This is a genomic window from Ruegeria sp. CL5 (genome assembly GCF_056536485.1).
On record NZ_JBQFPS010000005.1, the window covers coordinates 17044 to 38555 of the forward strand.

A 21512-nucleotide genomic window follows, 5' to 3' on the forward strand; every position below is an offset into this window, starting at 1 on the left:
GAGTTGGTAATGAATCCAAACAAATATCTGTCCGCGCTTTTGGTGGCGTCTGCGGTGATCCTTGCAGGATGCGAGAAGGAAGCGGAAACTTATCCAATTACGGGTGAGCAATGTGGACCGGAGGATCCCGTAAAAACTTTGGATGCAGAAGATTGCTACATCCCACCTGCAGTAAACTGACAAAATTGGACCGCTCAGGTTTCTGCCTTGGCGGTCCAACTTGATTGGGCGTGGGTTTTGATCTGTGATAGACAGGTGTCTCTGTCAGGAGGATCGAGGTATGCGATGGGCTATTGTTTTTCTGCTGTTTCCCATGTCCGCAGTTGCGGACCCAACACTGGAGTGTATCGACGCCGGATCGCAGGTTGAGATTGGGTCTTGTGTTTCGGACATGGAAACGCGCGTGAATGCCGCGATAGACTCCAGCTATTCCTTGGCACTTGGCGCTGCAAAAGAACTGGATGACGTCACCGGCCGCGCTGTCGCCACGCCCGCGCTGGAGGCATCGCAAAACGCGTGGACAGCTTATCGCGATGCACAGTGCGAAGCGGTGGGTGCGTCGTTTGGTGGTGGATCAGGCACCGGCATTGCCATAACTGCGTGCCGCGTTGATCTTGGGCGGGCACGTGTTGACGAATTGCTGCGCTATGCGATTTGATGCACGATTTCTTTTGATCTTTGTGCGCGTTCCTATATAGAGGCGCATCCCAAGCCAGAATCCATTGAGATAGCCACATGTCGCCCAAAGCGCCGATCACTCAAGATGTCATGACCATCCCCCGCAAATTACCCGAGGGGAAGGTGAACCTTGTTGGCCTCACCCGTGATCAATTGCGCGATGTGCTGATTGAGCATGGTACACCGGAAAAGCAGGCTAAGATGCGCACCGGCCAAATCTGGCAGTGGATTTATCAATGGGGCGTGCGCGATTTTGGTGAGATGACCAATCTGGCCAAAGCTTATCGGGCACAACTTGCCGAGAATTTCGTGATCGAAATCCCCGAAGTCGTGACCCGTCAGGTGTCCGAGGACGGCACACGCAAATACCTGTGTCGCATCGCGGGAGGGCACGAAGTAGAGGTCGTCTACATCCCCGAAGAAGATCGCGGTACGCTGTGCATCTCGTCTCAGGTCGGTTGCACGCTGACCTGCTCATTCTGTCATACGGGTACACAGAAACTGGTGCGCAATCTGACCGCGGCAGAGATCGTCGGGCAGGTCATGATGGCGCGGGACGATCTTGAGGAATGGCCGACACCCGGTGCCCCCAAGGACGAGACACGGCTGTTGTCGAATATCGTGCTGATGGGTATGGGCGAGCCGCTCTATAACTTTGAAAATGTCCGTGACGCGATGAAGATCGCCATGGACCCCGAAGGGATTTCCCTGTCGCGCCGACGTATTACCCTGTCGACTTCGGGTGTGGTGCCTGAAATTGAACGTACGGCCAAGGAAATTGGCTGCCTATTGGCGATCTCGTTCCACGCCACAACCGATGAAACCCGCGACGTACTAGTGCCAATCAACAAGCGCTGGAACATCGAAGAGCTGCTGCAGGCACTGGCCAGCTACCCCAATGCCTCGAACTCCGAGCGAATTACGTTTGAATACGTGATGCTGGATGGCGTGAACGACAGCGATGAGGACGCGCATCGACTGATCGAGCACATCAAGCGCCATAAGATTCCGGCCAAAATCAACTTGATTCCGTTCAACGAATGGCCCGGCGCGCCTTACAAGCGTAGCTCGAACAATCGCATCCGAGCCTTTGCCAATATCATTTATCAAGCGGGTTATGCCTCACCCATCCGCAAAACGCGCGGTGAGGATATCATGGCTGCCTGCGGGCAGTTGAAATCGGCCACCGAACGCGCCCGAAAATCGCGCAAGCAGATTGAGGCCGAGGCTGGCCTGAACCGTTAGATTCCGCAGATTGTCCGCCACTACGATAAACTTAATAAATTGAATGCTGTTTTGGCATTCAGAATTTGCTATGTTTAAGGGGCATCTGCTCTGGTTGGGGGGTCACTAGCAAACACAAAGTGGTGAAGTTGCTGGGGCGGTGCTGGCAACACTATTTAAGGCCGCTATCATTTTTCGAACTTAATGCGGCATTTCGGCGAACTGATCAGTCAGGGAGGCCATAGAATGATTACAAGACACCTGCCGATCGTTAAGATCGTGCTGTTTATTGCGGTATTGGGGCTTATGTCTGTTGCGGGAAATGCACAGAACAACGATCAGGATGCTCATCTGGCCATTGAAAACCCGGCTGATCTGTCCAAGGAAGATGCTCAGGCTCATTACAAATCTCTGTCCCGGCGCATGGAACGAGGCTATGCCGCAGCCCAGTTGGACGTGCTTTTGAACTATCAAGCCTGGCCGCTGTTCAACGATGCGCCCTATATCTCGGCCACCCATGGGCAGCGCTATGTCAACAGCTACGCCAATCGCATGGCGCATAATTACGGAACCTTGCAGGAAGGTGAGGTTTTGCCTGTGGGCTCGGTTCTGGCCAAAGACAGCATGACCGTCACCGATGAGGGTAACGTGCATCCGGGTGCCTTGTTCGTGATGGAAAAACTACCGGCGGGTACCAACCCTGAGACAGCAGATTGGCGATACATCATGGTGATGCCGGATGGTTCGCTGTTTGGCGACACGATGGGCTTTCGCGCGTCCGAGGTCGATTACTGCCATGTCTGCCACGAGGCAGTTGCTGACAGGGATTATACGTTTTACGTGCCAGAAGAGTATCGCGTCGAGAACTGAACTTCAGCTTGCTGGTAAGGTCAGTTCGGTGGCCTCACGGCGGCTAAGTTGCTCACCCTGCTTGCGTTTGGACAGAACCTCGCGTGCACGCGCGTATTTCTCAGCCTGCCAGAAGATCAAACAGCCGTTGCAGCCTTTGCCGCAACACCCTTCGGTTCCGATGCGATTGGTTTTGAAGCGGCGTTCGTTGCCGTCTTCTCCGATCTTCTCAATCAGTTCATCGCGGCGGCGCGCATAAGCTTTGGCGTTGTCACGACCCGAGGTTTCCAGCCCTTGCACCAGCTTGTCGAACCGAATGCGGCTCCAGTGTTCGTCGGTCAGGGCGCGTTCCTTGCGCAGAACCGAGTAGACTGGGAAACGCGCGCGTAAATCTTCGATATCCTCGTGATCGAACAGAGTGAATGGTACGCGGATGATTGTCTTGGTGCTTCCATGCACCACGTCTAGTCTCGCGCCATCTTGGGCGCGTTCGAAGTTATAAACCCGTAACAACACGGTATCGCGTGAAATCGGAGAGACGAAGTCTAACACATCCCCAGGTTCCAGCTTGTTTTTCACCTCGACTAGAAAGGCATCCTCGGTCACTTCAGTGACGATTCCCGCATATTCCCACTGCGCGATAGACGCGGTGTGCTCGTAATCATGTGCGTAGTTTGTCAGTCGGCCTACGTGGAAGGCAAGCGTGTAGCCTCGGTTCCCGACGGTTTCGAGTTCACGCAAGTAAGGTTTCGGGTCCCAGTTCTCGGGGTCGGCGTGATAATCGTCGATGGCCATACGATAGGCGCGCGCGACGATGGCAGCATAGTATTCCGACTTGCCGCGCCCTTCGACCTTCAGGCTGTCGACGCCGATCTTCAGGTATTCATCCAGTTTCGGCATGATGCACAGATCGCGCGAATTGAGGATGTAGGACCCCCGGTCATCCTCTTCGATGGGCATTAAATCGCCGGGGCGGCATCCTTCTTCCAACAAGAACTCGAACAGGTCGGCGTTTTCGTCGGTAATGCGTAGCTCCTGATGCGTGCCATCTTTGAGGCGCAGCTTCAGACCATAATTCCAGCGGCAGGAATTGGCGCAGTTGCCTTGGTTCGCTCCGCGTTCGGCCATGAAATTCGATAGCAGGCAGCGGCCCGAATAGGTCATGCACATCGCGCCATGGACGAATGCCTCTAGCTTGATGTCGGGGCAATTCTCGCGAATCTCGACCAGTTCGGGGTAGGAGACTTCGCGGGCCAGTACCACAAGCTCAGCCCCTTGATCCTGCCAGAACTTCACCGACAGCCACGAACAGATATTGGCTTGCGTCGAGATATGCAGCGGCAGTTCCGGTGCCCGTTCGCGGACGTATTGGAACACGCCGGGATCAGCGATGATCAACCCATCGGGTTTCACCTTGCGGACGGTGTCGATGTATTCATCGAGCTTCGGGATGTCCTTATTGTGCGAGAACAAGTTCAGCGTCAGGTACGCGCGCCGGCCGTGGCTATGGCAGAACTCGACCCCCTCGATCACCTCTTCCAGCGAGAACTCGGATTTAGTCCGCAGCGACATATCCGGTGTGCCCAGATAGACCGCATCCGCGCCATACAGGATGGCGAGTTTTAACTTGCGTAGATTGCCCGCAGGCATCAGCAATTCGGATCTGGACTGGGTCATAGGGATACCGGGCTAAGGATCAAGGGCGTCTTCTACGCCAATACCCCTGTGCCCAAAACCCCGTTACCTGCGACTGAACCGCGCTGTGCCGATGACCTCGATCAGTTGTTTTCGAACAGGTTCCGGTTGGGCCTCGACCGCGTTCAGCACCTCGCGCAATTCGGCGCGCAGCCCATGCATCTGGTCGATCAGCGAGATCATCATCGACAGTGCGTCGGCCTCCATATCGTACTGGTCATGCAGCTCGCATGCCAGTTCCAGTCGGGCAACGTCAATGCGCTGATATCGCAGCCCTTGCTCCGATTGCTCGGGGATCACGATCTCAGCCGCCAGATATTCGGTTAGGCGATCCGAAGTCAGGCGGGCGATGGTTTCGATCAGTTCGGCTTCGGTCAATGTGCGGCTCATGACGGCATTCCTTTGCGCGGATCATAGCCGTGGGTTTCGCGCCATGTCTCCATGAATTGCTTCAAATCATCGTCTACCTTGTCCGGCATTGCGACGGTCAGTTCGATGAACTGATCACCCCTATCGGACGAGCCGCGCTTCTTGACCCCTTTGCCACGCAGGCGCAGGGTTTTGCCGCTGCTGGTCCCTGCAGGGACACTGACATTGACGCCCCCGTCGATGGTGGGCGCTTGGACCTTGCCGCCCAATACCGCCTCGTCAATGGTGATGGGCAACGTAATATGGATGTCATCGCCCTGACGGTCAAACACCGGATGATCCGCAACCGAGATGGTGACCAGCGCATCCCCGGGAGGGCCTTCACCATATCCCGGTGCCCCCTTGCCACGCAGGCGGATGGTTTGACCGGTCGTGATGCCCGCCGGTATCTTCACTTCAATCCGGTTCCCATCCGGTAGGGTCAGCTTTTGGCTGGCGCCGAATACGGCATCCAGAAAACTGATCTGCAGTGAGTAATTCAGGTTGTGCCCTGGCGCGTGGAACTCTTGTGTTCGTTGGCCATAACCACCCCGCCCGCGCATGAACTCGGCGAAGATGTCGGACATGTCGTCTTGCTCAGTCGAATACCCGCGATAGGGGTTGCCTGCAGCTTCGGCATAGTCCCGATAATATTGCTGCTGTGGACGTTCCTGACCGGACGCATCAATTTCGCCATTGTCATAGCGTTTGCGTGTTTCGGGATCTTTCAACAGGTCATAAGCGGCGGCGGCGGCTTTGAACTTGGCTTCGGCTTCCGCATCACCCGGCTTAAGGTCCGGGTGACACTCCTTCGCGATCTTCCGGTAGGCTTTCTTGATTTCGGCATCGCTGGCGTCTTTGGCGACACCAAGAACGGTATAGGGATCGTCGCTCATATTGCCTCTCGTCGATGTAGGTATGGTCTGGCCTTGATGAAGGTATTTTATCATGTGATTTCAACAGGTCAAAAATCCTTCGGGGTCGAATTACCTCGCAAATTCTGGTTGTCCTGCTAATATCTGCATGTTTCGAAGTGTTGATTGCCGGAGATCACCTTATGTCGCGCAGAATAAAATCCGCTCTCGCGTTACTAGTCGGGAATGCCATCGGGTTGTTGCTTGCTTCGCTGCTGCTGGCGGGCTTTGCAATCAAGCCGATCTCGTTCATCGTTGTAGTGATTGTCTTTACGCTGGTTCAAGTCGTAGCCGAACCGTTGATCCTGAAGCTGGGCGAGAAGAAGGCCCCGGCGCTGAAAGGTGGGATCGCACTGATTGTCACATTTGTGGGCTTGCTGGTGACCGATCTGATAACAGCGGGGCTAACAGTTGGAGGTATTTCCAACTTACTGGCAGCGACTTTGCTGGTATGGCTGGGCGCGTTGATCGCCAGCATCGTGCTGCCAATCTACGTGTTCACCGAGCTGCGTGAACCTAAGAAGAAATCATAACGCGTTCAGGCTGGCCTCGATCGCCCGCCACAGTTCTTCTACCGGCTCGCACCCGACAGACAAGCGGATAAAGGCAGGGTCGACCGCATCGCCCCAGCGGGCACGCCGCTCGGCTGAGCTGTGGACACCGCCGAAGGATGTGGCAGGGCGCAGCAGGGGGCAGGCGTTGATGAACTGTTCGGCTTTGGCCTCAGACTCCAGCGTGATTGTCAGCAGAAAACCGAACCGAGCGGTTTGGGCAGCCGCCAATGCGTGCGATGGATCACCGGGCAGGCCGGGATAGCGAACGTGTTTCACGGCCGGGTGCGATGCCAACCGTTCGGCCAGAACTTGCGCCGAGCTACACATGCGATCAAACCGCACATCCAGCGTTTCAAGGCCACGGTGCAACAACCACGCCTCGTGCGGCCCCGGTATCGCACCTGAAACGCGGCGCCATTCCTCTACCCGTTCCATGATTTGCGCATCGCGGCTGGCGACATGGCCCATCAGCAGGTCCGAATGCCCGCCCATCGCCTTCGTATCCGAACTCACCACCACATCGACGCCAAGGTCCAGTGGGCGTTGGCCCAATGGTGTCATGGTTGTGTTGTCGGCAATCGTGATGCCACCAGCCTCGCGCACGGGCCTGGCGATTGCTGGCAGATCAAGCATATCCAGACCGGGGTTCGATGGGCTTTCCAAGAACACGACATCAATTCCATCAAAGCCACCTTCGGCAAAGGCAGTAGTTGGGCGTTCGACGATTGAAACGCCTAGATTCGACAGGAACCGGTCGGCCAGAAGCCGGGTCACATAGTATCCGTCGGATGGGATCAGCAAACGAGACCCTGCTTTGACCGTGGCAAACAACGCCGCCGAAATCGCCCCCATGCCAGAAGGAAAGCTGAGGCAGGGTGCGTTTTCGAGATGCGACAGGACGTGCTCCAGGTGAACCCAAGTCGGGTTGTCGACCCGGCCATAACTGGCGTGACCGTCTGGATCACCCGGCAAATGAAACATGCTGCTTTGGGTCAATGGCAGGGCCACAGGCTCGCCCTTGTCCAACGCGTTTCCGCGCAGGTGGAGCATCTCGCCGGTCTTGGGTCTAGTCATAGTTCAGCGTCCCGGAATTTGGTCACGCGGGGGAGCGGGCTCCCAGTTCTCGATAATCTCGACCGCCTCTTGCGCGGTGTCGACAAAGCGGAACAGGTCCAGATCTTCGTCCGAGATGGTGCCCGCGTCCGCCAGCGCTTCCCAGTTGATGACTTTCTCCCAGAACTCACGCCCGAACAGCAGGAAGGGAACGCGCTCCATCCGTCCTGTCTGGATTAGGGTCAAGGATTCGAACAACTCGTCCAAAGTGCCGAACCCGCCCGGGAAAATAGTGATGGCGCGCGCTCGCATCAAAAAATGCATCTTGCGGATAGCAAAATAGTGGAAATTGAAGCTGAGATCAGGCGTTACATACAGGTTCGGGGCCTGTTCGTGCGGCAGCACGATGTTCAGGCCGATGGAACACCCCCCTGCATCCCGCGCGCCACGATTACCTGCCTCCATTACGCCGGGTCCGCCGCCGGTGACGATCACATTCTCACGGCAGCCTGTCCGATTTGACTTCTCGGTCATCAGCCGCGCAAACTCGCGCGCCTCATCGTAGTACTTTGACAGACCGGCCAAGGTCGCGGTTCGCGCCGTGTGTTTCTGGGCTGGTTCCGGGATACGTGCACCGCCAAACATGACGATGGTCGAGGTGATTTCACGCTCGGTCATGATCATCTCGGGCTTGAGCAACTCCAGTTGCAGGCGAACGGGGCGCAGCTCATCCCGGCACAGGAAATCATCATCAGCGAAGGCAAGTCGATAGGCCGATGACCGCGTCTGCGGCGTGTCCGGCACTTCGCTTGCGGTCGAGCGGTCGGTCTGTGCGTCGCGAAAGGGGCTGAGGCGATCTTCTCTCATAAACGGGGTTCCCTGCTTGCGTGTTTCCAAAACAGCTATAGGGTTCGCGGGAAGAGTGCCAGTCACGGAAAGACAAGAATGGATTGGAAAAGTGAAATATTGGCAGCGCGGGATCGCATTGCCGGACATGCACAAATCACACCTGTGATGCAGAGCAATGCGCTGGGCTATCCGGTCGAGTTGAAGCTGGAGCATATGCAACACACCGGCAGCTTCAAAGCGCGCGGCGCGTTCAACACTTTGCTCAGCATGGATGTTCCTTCGGCGGGCGTGGTGGCGGCATCTGGTGGCAACCATGGAGCGGCTGCGGCCTATGCAGCACATGCGTTAGGTCATCCGGCGAAGATTTTTGTGCCCGAGCTTGCAGGACCGTCGAAGATTTCCCTGATCGAACGGATCGGAGCCGATCTGAGCGTGGTTCCGGGGGAATATGCCAACGCTTTGACCATGGCTCAGGCACATGAGGTTGAATCTGGTGCAATGCAAATCCACGCCTATGACGCGCCCGCAACTGTTGCCGGGCAAGGGACGTGTTTTGCTGAATGGGACGCGCAGGGTTTGCAGGCAGATACAGTTCTGGTTGCTGTCGGTGGCGGCGGCCTGATTGCTGGGGCGCTGGCTTGGTTTCAGGGTGCGCGCAAGGTTGTGGCTGTCGAGCCGGAAACCTCCTGCGCGCTGAATGCTGCCTTGGCTGAAGGTGAGCCGGTTGATGTTTCGGTCTCAGGCATTGCAGCGAATGCGTTAGGCGCACGTCGAATTGGCGATATCTGCTTCGGTCTGGCACAGGGGATGACTTCGGTTTTGGTTCCCGATGAGGCGATAGCGCAGGCCCAGCAGACATTGTGGCAAGCTCATCGAATTTTGGTGGAGCCAGCTGGGGCGGCAGCCATGGCTGCGCTGATCTCAGGTGCATATCAGCCCGAACCAGATGAGCGGGTTGCGGTTCTTATTTGCGGTGGGAATATTGCGCCGGACCCCCTGGCTGATTGAATTAACTGCTTGTGGAAACACGTTGTGAATTTTATCTATAATTTATGACTGCGACCATTGCCGACACGATATATCAAGCGCTGAGCCAGAAGATCATAACTGGAGACCTTGCCGCCGGTGAGAAGTTGCGTCAGGACCATATCGCGCGCGACTTTGAAACCAGCCATGTGCCGGTGCGCGAAGCGCTGCTGCGGCTTGAGGCACATGGATTGGCCAAAAGCGAGCCGCGAAAGGGCATGCGTGTCACTGCCTTGGACCCCGCCGAAGTGCGTGAGGTGATCGAAATGCGTGTCGCGCTTGAATCTCTGGCATTGCAGCATTCAGCGCAAAACATGACCCCAACCGCACTGAAAGTAGCTGATCGGGCGCGAAAAGACTGCGATGAGGCTGACAGTATGCCGCAATGGGAAGCGCGGAACAGAATCTTTCACCGAGCTATCCTGACGCCATGCGGCCTACCTCGCCTGTTGCATGCGATTGATGATCTGCATATTGCCAGCGCGCGGCATCTGTTCGCGCACTGGCGACCAAAATGGATGCAGCGGATCGATACGGATCACGCGGCCATAATTCAGGCGTTAAAAAGCAAAGATGTGTCAGCGGCGACATCGATTCTGGTGCGCCATATTCGCCGCGCAAATTGAATTCTTTCAGGCAGTTAAGTGCTATTTTTCACCGCTGAAGATTTCACTTGATTTTTAATAGATAAAAATGATGATCATGAGTCAACTGGTAAATAATTATCTATAAAAGGAAGTACAATGAAAACCATGCTGCGATCCGCCTTGCCGACTACCGGTGCGCTCAGCCCGGCGGGACAGATCATCCGTGTCGTGATGGGCATCCTTCTGCTGACAGCCAGCGCAAAAGTCCAAGTGCCATTTTGGCCGGTGCCGATGACCCTGCAGGTCGCTGCCGTCATGGCGATTTCTGCAGCTTTCGGGATGCGCCTCGGATCCGCAACTGTGATTGGCTACATGGTGGCTGGAGCCGTCGGTCTGCCGGTTTTTGCCGGGACACCCGAAAAAGGCATCGGACTGGCCTATATGATGGGCGGCACTGGTGGCTATCTGCTGGGCTTCGTTTTTGCCTCGGCCATCGTCGGATGGGTGGCGGATAATCTGCGCAAGCTGTTTTTGGTCCCGGCCATGTTAGCTGGACTTGTAGCGATATACGCTCTGGGTCTGGGGTGGCTGGCCCAGTTTGTACCTGCGGACAAAGTGCTGGTTTACGGTTTCAGCCCGTTTATCGTAGGTGATCTCGTAAAGATCGCGTTGGCGGCCGTTATCGTGATTGGCCTGCCAACGGGTTTGATGCAGAAAATCCGCGGGTCGCAAGCGGATGCTTGATACAGGACAGGACATCCGCAGCAACTGGACCGTGGATGAGGTGGAGGCGCTACTGCGCCTCCCGTTGCTGGATCTGGTTGGCCGTGCAAATACCATCCATCGGACGTATCATGACCCGGAAGACATTCAGAAGGCCAGCCTGCTATCGATCAAAACCGGCAGCTGCCCGGAAGACTGTGCCTATTGCCCTCAATCCGCGCATCACCGCGAGGTTGAACTGACCAAGGAAAAACTGATGGACCCCGGGCATGTGGTCTCGCTAGCTAAACGGGCCAGGGATGCCGGGGCCGAGCGGTTCTGCATGGGTGCCGCGTGGCGCCAAGTGCGGGATGGGGAAGAATTCGACAATGTTCTGGAAATGGTTCGGGGCGTTCGCAATTTGGGGATGGAAGCTTGCGTGACACTGGGTATGTTGAAGCCGCATCAGGCCCAACGGCTCGCCGACGCGGGACTAACCGCCTACAATCACAACCTTGACACCTCGCCGGAATTCTATGGTGAGATCATCGGGACGCGCACCTATCAGGATCGGTTGGAAACACTCAGCTATTGCCGTGACGAAGGTATCGATCTGTGTTGTGGAGGTATCATCGGCATGGGTGAAAGTCTGCGGGATCGTGCTTCACTATTGCAGGTTCTAGCGAGTTTTGACCCACATCCCGAAAGCGTTCCAATCAATGCTCTGATCCCGATTAAGGGCACTCCGCTGGAGCAACGAGAGAAGGTGAGCATCTTCGACCTGGTGCGCATGGTTGCGACCGCACGTATCACCATGCCAGCAACCCGCGTACGCTTGTCGGCGGGCCGGTCTGACTTTTCGACCGCAGAGCAGGCATTGTGTTTTCTCGCCGGCGCAAACTCGGTTTTCTACGGAGATGTTTTGCTGACCGCACCCAATGCAGGAACGCAAAATGACAGGGACATGTTTGCAGTTCTTGGCGCAATAGCAGAAGATTGACGCATGTAGGGTTGCTTGCGTCGCATTGCGCCATGGTTTCACCTTGCGTATAGGCCACATCAACGTGAACAGATTCTCTAGGGAGACGCCTATGTCAAACGCGCAACTGGAAGCCGCCATCGAAGCCGCCTGGGACATGCGTGATACGATCACACCGGCCACGACGGGCGAGCAGCGTGAGGCCATCGAGGATACTCTGAATGCGTTGGACAGCGGTTCATTGCGCGTTGCCGAAAAGCAGGCAGATGGCAACTGGCACGTAAACCAGTGGGCTAAGAAGGCCGTTCTTCTGGGGTTCCGTATCAAGGATATGGAGATCCAAAATGGCGGCCCGCAAGCCGGTGGCTGGTGGGACAAGGTCGACAGCAAGTTCGCCGGTTGGGATGAGAACCAGTGGCGCGCTGCAGGTTTCCGGGCAGTGCCCAACTGCGTCGTGCGCAAGTCAGCCTATGTTGCACCCGGTGCGGTGTTGATGCCGTCATTTGTGAACCTGGGTGCTTATGTGGACGAAGGCACCATGGTCGATACCTGGGCAACGGTCGGTTCTTGCGCACAGATCGGTAAGAATGTGCACCTGTCGGGCGGTGTTGGCATCGGCGGAGTGCTGGAGCCAATGCAGGCTGGTCCCACCATCATCGAAGATAACTGCTTTATCGGTGCCCGTTCCGAGGTTGTTGAAGGCTGTATTGTCCGCGAAGGCTCGGTTTTGGGCATGGGCGTATTCATTGGCAAGTCGACCAAGATTGTCGATCGCGAAACCGGTGAGGTTATGTATGGCGAGGTTCCGCCCTATTCGGTGGTTGTTGCAGGCTCGATGCCGTCCAAGAACAACGTCAGCCTGTATTGCGCGGTCATCGTGAAACGCGCTGATGAAAAGACGCGCTCGAAAACCGGGATCAACGATCTGCTGCGCGACTGATCCTGAGCTGTTATTTAAGATTTGGCCGCAGAATAGATGCTGCGGCCAAATCTATTCTTGCTTGGGCATCAACCCTAGCACTGTCTGTTGAAAGAAATCTATTGCGGCCTCGCCGCCAGCGCCTATGGCGAGGGCGCCCACTTCGAAGCGCGGAGACTGCATGGATTTTTGCATCTTTTCGCAAACCCAGACATCTTCGGTTTGGAAATCGCCCGTTTCCAGCGGGTGTTTGGTCCAGTGCGAGGATTTTATCAGCCCTGTTTCGGCATCGTACCCGGGAATGTCAGCCGCGCGGTGCGTGTAAGTAAACCAGCCCTTAGGAGACCAGTTCCGCACCCTTAATCGCATCCTGTTTGCGCTTATGGGCTCCATCGTTGAAATCGAGAATCCCCAGGGATTGGGCGTCAGGATCGTTGTTGGGAACAGCATGTAGACCCCGCCATACCCCGGAGTTTCAGCATTTTTGACGGTTTTCAAACCTGAACCTTTGGCAGAGTTTTCAACGAATTGCGGAATCCTGTGTTTCACACCTTCGCGCTCGGTCGACCACCAAATCATATTTTGACCAAACACCTCCCACAGGTTTTTGTCATGGGTCGGCCCTCCCAGCGTGTCTTTGTGCAGATAGGCGAGATGATAGCCATCAATTGCGTTCTCGAAGAAGACCTTCCAATTGCAGTCGATTTCATAAACCACGTTGTCGGGATTTTCCTGCAGCTCGGTCGAGGTCAGATCGTGCGGCCAAGGAACCTGATCTAGCCCGCTCAGCCATTTGTCAAAATCCGCATCCGAGTCAGGATTAACGAAAACAAGATTGCGAAATACGCCCACAGCCGCCCCAAAAAGCGCATTGGATTTCTTGTCGAGATCAGGAAAGCACTCACGCTGGGCAGGAACTCCGCGCAAAGCACCGTCCAGATTGTAGACCCAGTTGTGATAGGGGCAGACAATGGTTTTGCCTGCATTGCCGCATCCTTCCAGAAGTTCTGTACCTCGATGGCGGCAAAGATTGTGAAACCCGCGTAACTCACCATCGGCGCCTTTGATGACAATTACGGAATTTGCTCCGGCTTTGATCGTGCGAAAATCTCCGGTTTCAGGAAAATCCATTGTCACACCGGCAAAGGTCCAGCAGCGGCTGAAGATTTGTGCTTGTTCAACCTGAAACCAATCCTCTGAAACATAGGCTTCTCGCGGTAGTCGGTTTTTCGGTTTGTCGGGTAGCGATGCCGGGGCTTGCATGTCACTTCCTTAGATTGTCAAAAATGATAATTGTCATTATTGACAATAATGCGATTTGTCCAGTATCCAATTTCAAGATTTCGACCGAGGGATAAGGCGGGCAGATGAAACCTGGAAACAGCCTAAGGCATCACAAATGGATGACTATCGCGGCTGTGCTGGTGCTGTTGGCATCAACACTGGCGGGGGTATATGCGATCTGGGGCGTGGTTTTTGTGTACTGGGGCGTTCTGGCAATTCGATCGGGGCAGGCCTTTCTTGTTGAAGCTATTGAGCGCGGAGAGAACCCGGTTTTATTCTGGGTGCTAACGGCGATGTGGTTCGGCTTCGGAGTGCTTTACATCCTGACGGACATTTTCCCCACTCAGACCGCCTGAACGAATAGCTCATGCCCAGAACCAGTTTGAAAAACGTTCGTACGCAGGAAATACTGAGCGCATTTACCAGATGTGTCGCGCGGTATGGATTGGATGGCTCTACACTCGCCCGTATCTCCGAAGAAGCGGGGATCGCGCGGCCTCTGCTTCGTCACTACCTTGGCAATCGCGAAGAAATGATCCAGCGCCTGCTGGACCATGTTCTGAGTGATTTTGCTACGCGGACAAAAACCTTCTTCGATATGTTGCCAGCAACAGGGCGCATTGATGCTTTGATCGAAGCGTTGTTTGGACGCGTTGATTATTCTTCTGAAAGCGCCGCCGTTTTTGCGGCTTTGGTTGCGGCCTCGGAGCGGCACAAAGAAATTCGCCAACCCCTGTTGCGCTTCGTATACGAGTTTGAAGACCGTATCGCTGCTGAGATCCGCGCTGAGAATACAAGCGCTGATCCGAATCTTGTGGATGTCGCGGCTGCAGGGATCACAGCGATTTACTTCAATACAGATGCGGTAATGCCCTTGGTTCCAAAGGAAGGGTGGCGCGACAGGCAGCGCGCAGCCGCATTGGTTTTGCTGGAAGCGGCCTGCCAGAGCGGTCGGACCTGAGTTGACCCACACTCTGGGTCGGCGTATTGCGAGCCTCATGCAAAAGCAAAAGAAACCTTCGCGTCAGCAAGTCTATACTCTTCTGGTTCAGATTGGCCGGAAGGATGGAGATGGTTTGCCAAAAGACGCAACCGGAGCCGCGCTGATGTGTTTTGCCAGCGGTGTGGATGAGGCAGAAGCCGTGCGTGAAACGGTGGCGATTCTAAAACAGGCCGATACCGCTCCTCTGGATGTCACCGGTTACGGCACGCTTGCCGAGCGTGAAGCGCAGGGGCACGATATCGATCCGGATGAGCGGGCATTGATGCAGCGGGCGCTGGACGAAAACGCCGTCATAGTTGCACAGATGACGCCATTCTTTGGAGACGAGAGCCCGGCTTAGTTCCGCGCTCCGAACCATTTGCGGTAGATTTCATCATAGGTACCGTCTTCGCGAAGAGAGAGAAGCGCCTGGTTGACGTCTTCAACCAAAGGCGAACCGGTTGGGAAGGCGATGCCATAATTTTCGCGTAGGAAAATCCCGCCGGTCATACTTGCCGTTCTTCGACCCTCATGACTGGCGTAATAGGACAGAATGGGCGCATCGAATACGACTGCATCCAGATCCTTGTCTTTGAACGCAGCCAGCATGTCCTGAAGGTCGGCATAGCCCGTGAACTCGATCTCGCGGCGGTTCAGAAAGTTGGCTGCTGTTGAATCAGAGATGGTTCCGACTTGCTTGCCATAGAGGTCATTAACCGAATTCACGCTGCCGGTGATCGCATCTACAGTCATCACCGATGTGATCCGGGCCGTAAACACCGATACGATGAACAGCGAGGAAACCACCAGCACAACCCCCAGAATGCGCCCAAACGGCGTGCGGGGCATCCGCTCTTCAAACCCGCCATTGACCACGAGGTTGAGCGCCCACCAGAAGGAAGGGAACCAAGCCTCATTCAGTTTCCGGTCAAAATAGGGCTGCGCGCGTTTCTCGAAACTCCACATCAGCATGCCGCCGCCCAGAAGAATGGCAAAGGCCAGACCAATGGCGATGAACAGCTCGCGCGACAACAGGGCGTGCAGTAAAGACGGTTGGCGCGCTGCCTCCGACGGAACCATGATCTGTAGCCCGGCTTCAAAGATGGGCTGCGTAAAATCCATGCGGGTTTCACGCATGGCGGTGATCGAAATATTCGCAATCGCCAGATCGGCTGACCCGTCCTGAACGGCCCCCAGCATTTCACCAAAGCTCTCGACACGGTTGATCGAATACTCCCAGCCCAGCGATTCAGACAATGCTGCCAGCAGGTCCATCGAGAAACCGGTCTGGACCCCGTCCTCGATAAACGAGAACGGAGGGCGGGTCACAGTTGTAACCGTGAGGGTCTGAGCCTGGCTTTGCTGCGCGAGAGTCGCGAAAGTCAGGCAGATCAATGCGAAGAAGACGCGCTTCATTTGGAATCACCTGTTTCGCGGCCCTCTAACCTAGTTCGGGGCAGCGCGGCAAGGCAGCCGCAGGGTCAAGGCTCATGTTTTGTTGGGGTGCTAAAATCGAAGTCTTTGGATTTTGGTTTGGAAATCTGACTATTCGGGGTTGGCAAGCCGGGCAATTCGTTGAATCTGTGCACGAACGCCGGCATCCATCAGAACAAGAGGCCCGTTATGACCGATCCAGTTGAGCTGACCGCAAATCTGATCCGTTGCCCTTCGGTCACACCCGAAGAGGGCGGCGCGCTGGTTTTACTGCAACGTGAACTCGCAGATGCAGGTTTTGAATGCACCCGTGTGGATCGCGGAGGTGTCAGCAACCTATTTGCGCGTTGGGGGAAGAAAGGGCATGCTCGCAGCTTTGGCTTCAACGGCCACACAGATGTTGTTCCGGTGGGTGATGAGGCCGCTTGGACTGCGCCCCCATTCGGAGCAGAAATTCGTGATGGAGTAATGTATGGCCGTGGTGCAACGGACATGAAATCGGGTATGGCGGCCTTTGCCGCAGCAGCCATTGATTTTGTGCGCAATACGCCTCCGGATGGTGCGGTGATTCTGACAATAACAGGTGATGAAGAGGGTGATGCGGTCGATGGCACTGTCGCCCTGCTGGATCACATGGATGCGACGGATGAGCGGATGTCGGTCTGTCTAGTAGGGGAACCAACCTGTCCGAATAAGATGGGTGAAATGATGAAGATCGGTCGGCGCGGCTCGATGTCAGCTTGGTTTACCGCGACCGGGGTGCAGGGGCATTCTGCTTATCCGCACCGGGCGAAAAACCCATTGCCAGCAATGGCGCGGTTGATGGATCGGCTGGCCAGTCGCGAGCTGGATCAGGGGACTGACCATTTTGATGCCTCAACATTGGCCGTGGTGACGATCGATACGGGCAATCCAGCGACGAACGTCATCCCGGCGCAATGCTCTGGAACAGTGAACATTCGGTTCAATGACCTGCACTCGGGCGCCAGCCTGAGCGACTGGTTGAAATCCGAGGCTGAATCAGTTGCCAAGGCGTTTGGAGTTAAAATCGAAACCAGGATCAAAATCTCAGGTGAGAGCTTTCTGACTCCTCCGGGTCCGCTCTCGGATCTGGTAGCGCGCGCCGTTGAGGCAGAAACCAATATCTGCCCCGAGCTTTCAACCACTGGCGGTACTTCGGATGCCCGGTTCATCAAGAACCATTGCCCAGTAGTTGAGTTCGGGCTGGTCGGGCGCACGATGCATCAGGTTGATGAATGCGTCGAAGTGGAGCAGATCCACCAGCTCAAAGCGATATATAAGCGTATTCTGACGGACTATTTCGCCTGATCTATGCAAAAAACGCTGGTCATCATGGTGAAAGAGCCGCGTCCGGGGCGGGTAAAAACCCGGTTGGGGCGCGATATCGGCATGGTCGGGGCGGCGTGGTGGTTCCGACATCAAACGCGGTCACTTGTCCGACGCCTGCGCGATCCGCGCTGGCAGATTGTTCTGGCGGTTTCTCCGGATCGGGAGGGGATGAACAGCCGTGTCTGGCCCGTCGATCTGCCGCGTAAGCCGCAAGGGCGCGGAGATCTCGGTGATCGTATGGGGCGGATGCTGCGCGGTGCCCCCGATGGGCCAGTATGTTTGATCGGTGCAGATATTCCGGGGATTACACGCGGACACATTGCGCGGGCCTTCGGCGCATTGGGCCGGGCTGAAATCGTGTTCGGGCCAGCCCCTGACGGGGGCTATTGGTTGGTCGGTGCGCAGCGTTATAGCGCGTTGCCGTCAGGGATGTTCAACAACGTGCGCTGGTCGACTGAGAACGCTTTGGCCGACACGCTGGCTTCGGTAAATGGACGTCGAGTGACGTTGCTGGATCACCTGCGCGATGTGGATACCGTGGCCGATCTGCACGGCTGACCCGACAGGCCGCTTTTTGGTCATGACGCGGTCGCATGCCCGTGCTAGGCCAAACTCATGACACGCATTCCGACCAAGCAAGAGGTCCTCGATTGGATCTCGGCGAACCCTACCCTGACCTCGAAACGTGATATCGCCAAGGCCTTTGGCATCAAGGGCGCAGATCGGATCGACCTGAAGCGCATCCTGAAGGAACTTGAGGCCGAAGGCCATCTGGAAAAGCGCAAGCGCAGCTATCGCGATCCGGATCGCCTGCCGCCGGTCAGCGTATTGCAGGTGAAGGCTCCGAACGCGGATGGCGACCTGTTTGCTCGGCCGTTGGAATGGCACGGTGAGGGGGTCGAGCCCATTATTCTGCTCATCACCCGCGCCAGCGATCCGGCATTGGGCGAGGGTGACCGCATTCTGGCCCGTCTGACCGTTGTGCACGAGGAAGACCACAATTACGAGGCACGTCTGATCCGCCGTATCGGCACCAACCCGCGCAAGGTCGTTGGCATTTTCCGCAAAGGGGCCGAGGGTGGCCGGATCGTACCTATCGACAAGGCTGGTTCCACCGAATGGCTGGTCGCGGACGGGGCCGTTCTGGGCGCCAAGGACGGTGAGCTGGTTGAGGCCGAGCAAGCCGGACCCAAGAACCGCATGGGCCTGCCACGGGCGCGCATTGTTGAACGGCTTGGCGATCCGACCGCGCCCAAGGCTGTCTCATTGATCGCCATCCACCAACATGGCATTCCCGACGATTTCCCGGACAAGGTGATTGAAGAGGCCGACAAGGCCAAACCTGTTGGCCTGAAAGGGCGCGAAGACCTGCGGGATATGCCCTTGCTGACGATCGATCCTGCGGATGCACGGGACCATGACGATGCCTGTTATGCGCACGCAGACGATGACCCGAAGAATAAAGGTGGCCATGTGATCTGGGTCGCCATCGCCGATGTGGCCGCCTATGTGACATCCGGTACGGCGCTGGATCGCGAGGCGCGCAAGCGGGGCAACTCCAGCTATTTCCCGGACCGCGTGGTGCCGATGCTGCCGGATCGCCTATCCGGCGATCTGTGTTCCCTGCACGAAGGCGTCCCGCGCGCTTGTATCGCGGTTCGGATGCAGATTGATGCTGAGGGTAGTAAGATCGGCCACCGGTTCGTGCGCGGCCTGATGCGCTCTGCCGCCTCGCTGAACTATACCGAGGTGCAGGAAGCGATCGATGGCAACCCGAACGACCGCACCGGGCCGTTGCTGGAAACCGTTCTGAAACCGCTCTATGCCGCCTATGCCGCATTGAAAAAAGCGCGGGCGGAGCGCCAGCCGTTGGAACTGGACTTGCCTGAACGTAAGATCGTTCTGAGCGACGCAGGCGAGGTGACCAGCGTCGCGTTCCGTGACCGGCTGGATGCGCATAAGTTGATTGAGGAGTTCATGATCCTCGCCAATGTCGCCGCCGCCGAGACCCTGATCTCCAAACGCCGCCCGCTGTTGTTCCGCGTCCACGAAGAGCCCGCACCTGAGAAGCTGGAAAGCCTGAGAGAGACGGCGCAAGCAGCAGGTTTGAATCTGGCCAAAGGGCAGGTGTTGCAGACCCGCCACCTGAACGCGCTGCTGAATGCTGCCGCGGGTACCGAAGATGCCGAGCTGATCAACCTAACCACTTTACGGTCGATGGCACAGGCCTATTACAACCCTGAAAACTTTGGACATTTTGGACTGGCTTTGCGGAACTATGCACATTTCACCTCACCAATCCGCCGCTATGCGGACCTGATCGTGCACCGCGCGCTGATCACGGCCCATGGCTGGGGCAAGGATGGATTGACCGAGGAGGAAATCGCGCGGCTGGAGGAAACGGCCACCCATATCTCGGATACCGAGCGCCGATCCATGATGGCCGAGCGCGATACGACTGATCGCTATCTGGCGGCCTATCTCAGCGAGCGGGTCGGCAATGAGTTCACCGGCCGTATCAGCGGCATCGCGCGTTTCGGGGCCTTCGTGAAGATGGACGAGACCGGAGCGGACGGTCTGGTGCCCGTGCGCTCGCTAGGGCGTGAGTTCTTTCATTTTGACCGTGAAGCCGGGACGCTGATGGGTTCGGATACCGGCCTGATTATTGCCATTGGTCAGCGTGTCACCGTGCGGCTGACCGAGGCAACGCCTGTAACCGGCGGATTGGAATTGGAACTGCTCTCTATCGATGATCAAGCCCTGCCACGAGGACGCGGTCCAACCAAACGCGGGTCGCGGCGCAAGGCGGTCAGCACCAAGCGCAAGAAGGACAAAATCAAGCGCAAGGTCGAACGCAAACGCCGTCAGAGATGATAGGTTAACGCGCGCGCAATCAGCCAGCCGTGGCGTGTGGGGTCGATCTGATCGGGCGCATCGAATAGGATGGCGCGATTGCCATCGATGTGATCCTCATTGGGAAAAGCAGAAGTAAAATCCCCCATCAGTCTGCTCTGGCAGTGCACGAACAACGCAAACCGAGCGGCTTTGTGTCCGCCCAGTCGGATCGTTGATCCCTTGGGTGCCAAATAGGCTGGCTGCCCCCACCGCAACGCCTCTTCCAGCGGCTGAGCCTGCGCTAGCGAGGCCGCAGTTTCGAAAATCAACTCGCGCAGCATAAGTGCTCCTGCGCGAGTTTCTTCTGGCATCGCCCCGTAAGCTGCGGCGACTTTTGCATCCTCAAAGGGTGTCATGACAATGGGATCGCCTGTTCCATTCGATCGATATAGCTGTTGAGCAGTTTATCCTGTTTGATCCGGCGGGTCAGGGGGGTGTCGGACGGTGTCGCGCGCATCGCGGCCAGCATTGGACCGACACTCATGTCCGCCGAGGTTGGTTCCTCACCCATCAGGTATGGCGATTGCCAAAGGTAGGTTGAGATCGCCTCAAGATCGCGCTCTAGCCGGTCCTGTCGTTCTGCGGGTGAGAATCGGGAAACACCCTGAAAGGCCAACCCTTTGACAACAGATTTACGGATCGAGTTCGAGACCGGCTTGCGGATCAGTGCTGGAATGACTGTGAAGAACGTATCGCGCAGGATTGGCCAGACCTCATCATTGGCCCAACGATCCTGGACGACATGGAAGTAAAGATGTTCCTCGGCCATGCGGATTAGGGTACGGGATTGGGCTTTTTGCAGGCCATTCAAACCGGCATCGAAATCTGCACCCTGAGACTCGAGCCACTCGCGGATCAAGTCGCTGTCGGGGATCAGGCGCTCGGGTGTGCGCAGAACCGGCAGTTTCTGATGCGGCATCTTGCGGGGATCCAAAAGGTCGGACCGCCGCCAGCGCTGTCCTGCCCGTTGAAGCATCAGGGCGGTTTTTACACAGAACGGGCTGGCACTGAACAGGCCGAACGCAGAGGGGAAAGTAAGAAGGGTCAGCATCATCAGCTCCATAATTGGGATGTCCGAGGGATACGCCTGACTAATGACAGTTTCCGACATTAGGTTTAGGTTAGTGTGC

General features: G+C 56.5%; 25 protein-coding genes. 16 read left to right on the top strand and 9 right to left on the bottom strand.

All coding sequences use genetic code 11. From position 1 onward, the window contains the following. Positions 1–9: 9 nt before the first annotated feature. The 4 genes from ACR0IU_RS09980 to ACR0IU_RS09995 all read left to right on the top strand — a co-directional run bounded on the left by ACR0IU_RS09980 (position 10) and on the right by ACR0IU_RS09995 (position 2772). Positions 10–180 (top strand): hypothetical protein, encoded by a 171-nt coding sequence (locus tag ACR0IU_RS09980; RefSeq protein ID WP_170545394.1) that lies wholly within the window; start codon positions 10–12, stop codon positions 178–180. Positions 181–280: 100 nt separating this feature from the next. Continuing rightward, entirely contained in the window at positions 281–658 is a 378-nt protein-coding gene (locus ACR0IU_RS09985) for a lysozyme inhibitor LprI family protein (protein ID WP_480716142.1), read from the top strand. A 77-nt stretch (positions 659–735) separates the two neighbouring features. Then, the gene (gene rlmN, locus ACR0IU_RS09990) at positions 736–1923 is read left to right on the top strand and encodes a dual-specificity RNA methyltransferase RlmN (protein ID WP_480608476.1); all 1188 of its coding nucleotides are present in this window, start codon (positions 736–738) and stop codon (positions 1921–1923) included. A 225-nt stretch (positions 1924–2148) separates the two neighbouring features. Further along, a complete protein-coding gene (locus ACR0IU_RS09995) occupies positions 2149–2772 on the top strand; it encodes a cytochrome P460 family protein (protein WP_480716143.1) in 624 nt (207 codons plus the stop codon). Positions 2773–2775: 3 nt separating this feature from the next. Here ACR0IU_RS09995 and ACR0IU_RS10000 read toward each other — a convergent pair whose 3' ends face one another. From ACR0IU_RS10000 to ACR0IU_RS10010, 3 genes are all read right to left on the bottom strand, one after another. Then, positions 2776–4428, bottom strand: a complete 1653-nt coding sequence (locus tag ACR0IU_RS10000) for a U32 family peptidase (protein ID WP_480716144.1) — start codon at positions 4426–4428, stop codon at positions 2776–2778. A 63-nt stretch (positions 4429–4491) separates the two neighbouring features. Then, positions 4492–4836, bottom strand: coding sequence for a hypothetical protein (locus ACR0IU_RS10005; protein WP_010440680.1), 345 nt, complete (start codon positions 4834–4836; stop codon positions 4492–4494). Next, positions 4833–5750, bottom strand: coding sequence for a DnaJ C-terminal domain-containing protein (locus ACR0IU_RS10010; protein WP_480716145.1), 918 nt, complete (start codon positions 5748–5750; stop codon positions 4833–4835). Before ACR0IU_RS10010 ends, ACR0IU_RS10005 begins: the two co-directional genes overlap by 4 nt. Before the next feature lie 161 nt (positions 5751–5911). Between ACR0IU_RS10010 and ACR0IU_RS10015 the strand changes: the two genes are divergently transcribed. After that, positions 5912–6301 carry a hypothetical protein gene (locus tag ACR0IU_RS10015; RefSeq protein ID WP_010440684.1) on the top strand — a complete coding sequence of 130 codons (390 nt, stop codon included), beginning with the start codon at positions 5912–5914 and terminating at the stop codon, positions 6299–6301. Here the strand turns inward: ACR0IU_RS10015 and ACR0IU_RS10020 are convergent. Beyond that, positions 6296–7396 (bottom strand): cystathionine gamma-lyase, encoded by a 1101-nt coding sequence (locus ACR0IU_RS10020; RefSeq protein WP_480716146.1) that lies wholly within the window; start codon positions 7394–7396, stop codon positions 6296–6298. The two genes, ACR0IU_RS10015 and ACR0IU_RS10020, sit on opposite strands and share 6 nt — an antisense overlap. A 3-nt stretch (positions 7397–7399) precedes the next feature. Then, positions 7400–8242, bottom strand: a complete 843-nt coding sequence (locus tag ACR0IU_RS10025) for an LOG family protein (protein ID WP_480716147.1) — start codon at positions 8240–8242, stop codon at positions 7400–7402. 78 nt (positions 8243–8320) lie between these two features. Here ACR0IU_RS10025 and ACR0IU_RS10030 point away from each other — a divergent pair, with 78 nt between their 5' ends. The 5 genes from ACR0IU_RS10030 (at position 8321) to dapD (ending at position 12458) form a co-directional block, all read left to right on the top strand. Further along, entirely contained in the window at positions 8321–9232 is a 912-nt protein-coding gene (locus ACR0IU_RS10030; protein WP_480716148.1) for a threonine/serine dehydratase, read from the top strand. A 44-nt stretch (positions 9233–9276) separates the two neighbouring features. Then, positions 9277–9876 carry a GntR family transcriptional regulator gene (locus ACR0IU_RS10035; protein WP_010440692.1) on the top strand — a complete coding sequence of 200 codons (600 nt, stop codon included), beginning with the start codon at positions 9277–9279 and terminating at the stop codon, positions 9874–9876. A 117-nt stretch (positions 9877–9993) separates the two neighbouring features. After that, entirely contained in the window at positions 9994–10581 is a 588-nt protein-coding gene (locus ACR0IU_RS10040) for a biotin transporter BioY (protein ID WP_319545469.1), read from the top strand. Beyond that, positions 10574–11539: a biotin synthase BioB gene (gene bioB / locus ACR0IU_RS10045; RefSeq protein WP_480716149.1), complete on the top strand. Its 966-nt coding sequence runs from the start codon at positions 10574–10576 to the stop codon at positions 11537–11539. Before ACR0IU_RS10040 ends, bioB begins: the two co-directional genes overlap by 8 nt. 91 nt (positions 11540–11630) lie before the next feature. After that, positions 11631–12458: a 2,3,4,5-tetrahydropyridine-2,6-dicarboxylate N-succinyltransferase gene (gene dapD, locus ACR0IU_RS10050; RefSeq protein ID WP_480716150.1), complete on the top strand. Its 828-nt coding sequence runs from the start codon at positions 11631–11633 to the stop codon at positions 12456–12458. 51 nt (positions 12459–12509) lie between these two features. Here dapD and ACR0IU_RS10055 read toward each other — a convergent pair whose 3' ends face one another. After that, positions 12510–13700 (bottom strand): aromatic ring-hydroxylating oxygenase subunit alpha, encoded by a 1191-nt coding sequence (locus ACR0IU_RS10055; protein ID WP_480716151.1) that lies wholly within the window; start codon positions 13698–13700, stop codon positions 12510–12512. A gap of 104 nt (positions 13701–13804) precedes the next feature. On the opposite strand from ACR0IU_RS10055, the gene ACR0IU_RS10060 reads away from it, so the two are divergent. Genes ACR0IU_RS10060 through ACR0IU_RS10070 form a run of 3 tightly spaced genes read left to right on the top strand, consistent with a single transcriptional unit; the run spans position 13805 to position 15064 of the window. Further along, positions 13805–14077: a hypothetical protein gene (locus ACR0IU_RS10060; RefSeq protein WP_480716152.1), complete on the top strand. Its 273-nt coding sequence runs from the start codon at positions 13805–13807 to the stop codon at positions 14075–14077. 11 nt (positions 14078–14088) lie between these two features. After that, complete coding sequence (locus ACR0IU_RS10065) at positions 14089–14682, top strand: TetR/AcrR family transcriptional regulator (RefSeq protein WP_480716153.1); 594 nt, start codon at positions 14089–14091, stop codon at positions 14680–14682. A 37-nt stretch (positions 14683–14719) separates the two neighbouring features. Further along, positions 14720–15064 (top strand): hypothetical protein, encoded by a 345-nt coding sequence (locus ACR0IU_RS10070; RefSeq protein WP_010440705.1) that lies wholly within the window; start codon positions 14720–14722, stop codon positions 15062–15064. On the opposite strand, the gene ACR0IU_RS10075 is transcribed toward ACR0IU_RS10070, so the two are convergent. Continuing rightward, positions 15061–16119 (bottom strand): transporter substrate-binding domain-containing protein, encoded by a 1059-nt coding sequence (locus ACR0IU_RS10075; RefSeq protein ID WP_319545465.1) that lies wholly within the window; start codon positions 16117–16119, stop codon positions 15061–15063. The two genes, ACR0IU_RS10070 and ACR0IU_RS10075, sit on opposite strands and share 4 nt — an antisense overlap. Positions 16120–16326: 207 nt before the next feature. On the opposite strand from ACR0IU_RS10075, the gene dapE reads away from it, so the two are divergent. The 3 genes from dapE to rnr are packed head-to-tail and all read left to right on the top strand — an operon-like array spanning position 16327 to position 20361. Continuing rightward, a complete protein-coding gene (gene dapE, locus ACR0IU_RS10080) occupies positions 16327–17466 on the top strand; it encodes a succinyl-diaminopimelate desuccinylase (protein WP_480716154.1) in 1140 nt (379 codons plus the stop codon). A 3-nt stretch (positions 17467–17469) separates the two neighbouring features. Next, positions 17470–18045, top strand: coding sequence for a TIGR04282 family arsenosugar biosynthesis glycosyltransferase (locus tag ACR0IU_RS10085; protein ID WP_480716155.1), 576 nt, complete (start codon positions 17470–17472; stop codon positions 18043–18045). Positions 18046–18102: 57 nt separating this feature from the next. Next, a complete protein-coding gene (gene rnr, locus ACR0IU_RS10090) occupies positions 18103–20361 on the top strand; it encodes a ribonuclease R (protein ID WP_480716156.1) in 2259 nt (752 codons plus the stop codon). Here the strand turns inward: rnr and ACR0IU_RS10095 are convergent. Both ACR0IU_RS10095 and ACR0IU_RS10100 read right to left on the bottom strand, forming a co-directional pair. Further along, positions 20352–20738 carry a DUF1801 domain-containing protein gene (locus ACR0IU_RS10095; protein ID WP_480716157.1) on the bottom strand — a complete coding sequence of 129 codons (387 nt, stop codon included), beginning with the start codon at positions 20736–20738 and terminating at the stop codon, positions 20352–20354. The genes rnr and ACR0IU_RS10095 overlap by 10 nt on opposite strands. Continuing rightward, positions 20735–21433 carry a glutathione S-transferase family protein gene (locus ACR0IU_RS10100; RefSeq protein ID WP_480716158.1) on the bottom strand — a complete coding sequence of 233 codons (699 nt, stop codon included), beginning with the start codon at positions 21431–21433 and terminating at the stop codon, positions 20735–20737. Before ACR0IU_RS10100 ends, ACR0IU_RS10095 begins: the two co-directional genes overlap by 4 nt. Positions 21434–21512 lie beyond the last annotated feature (79 nt).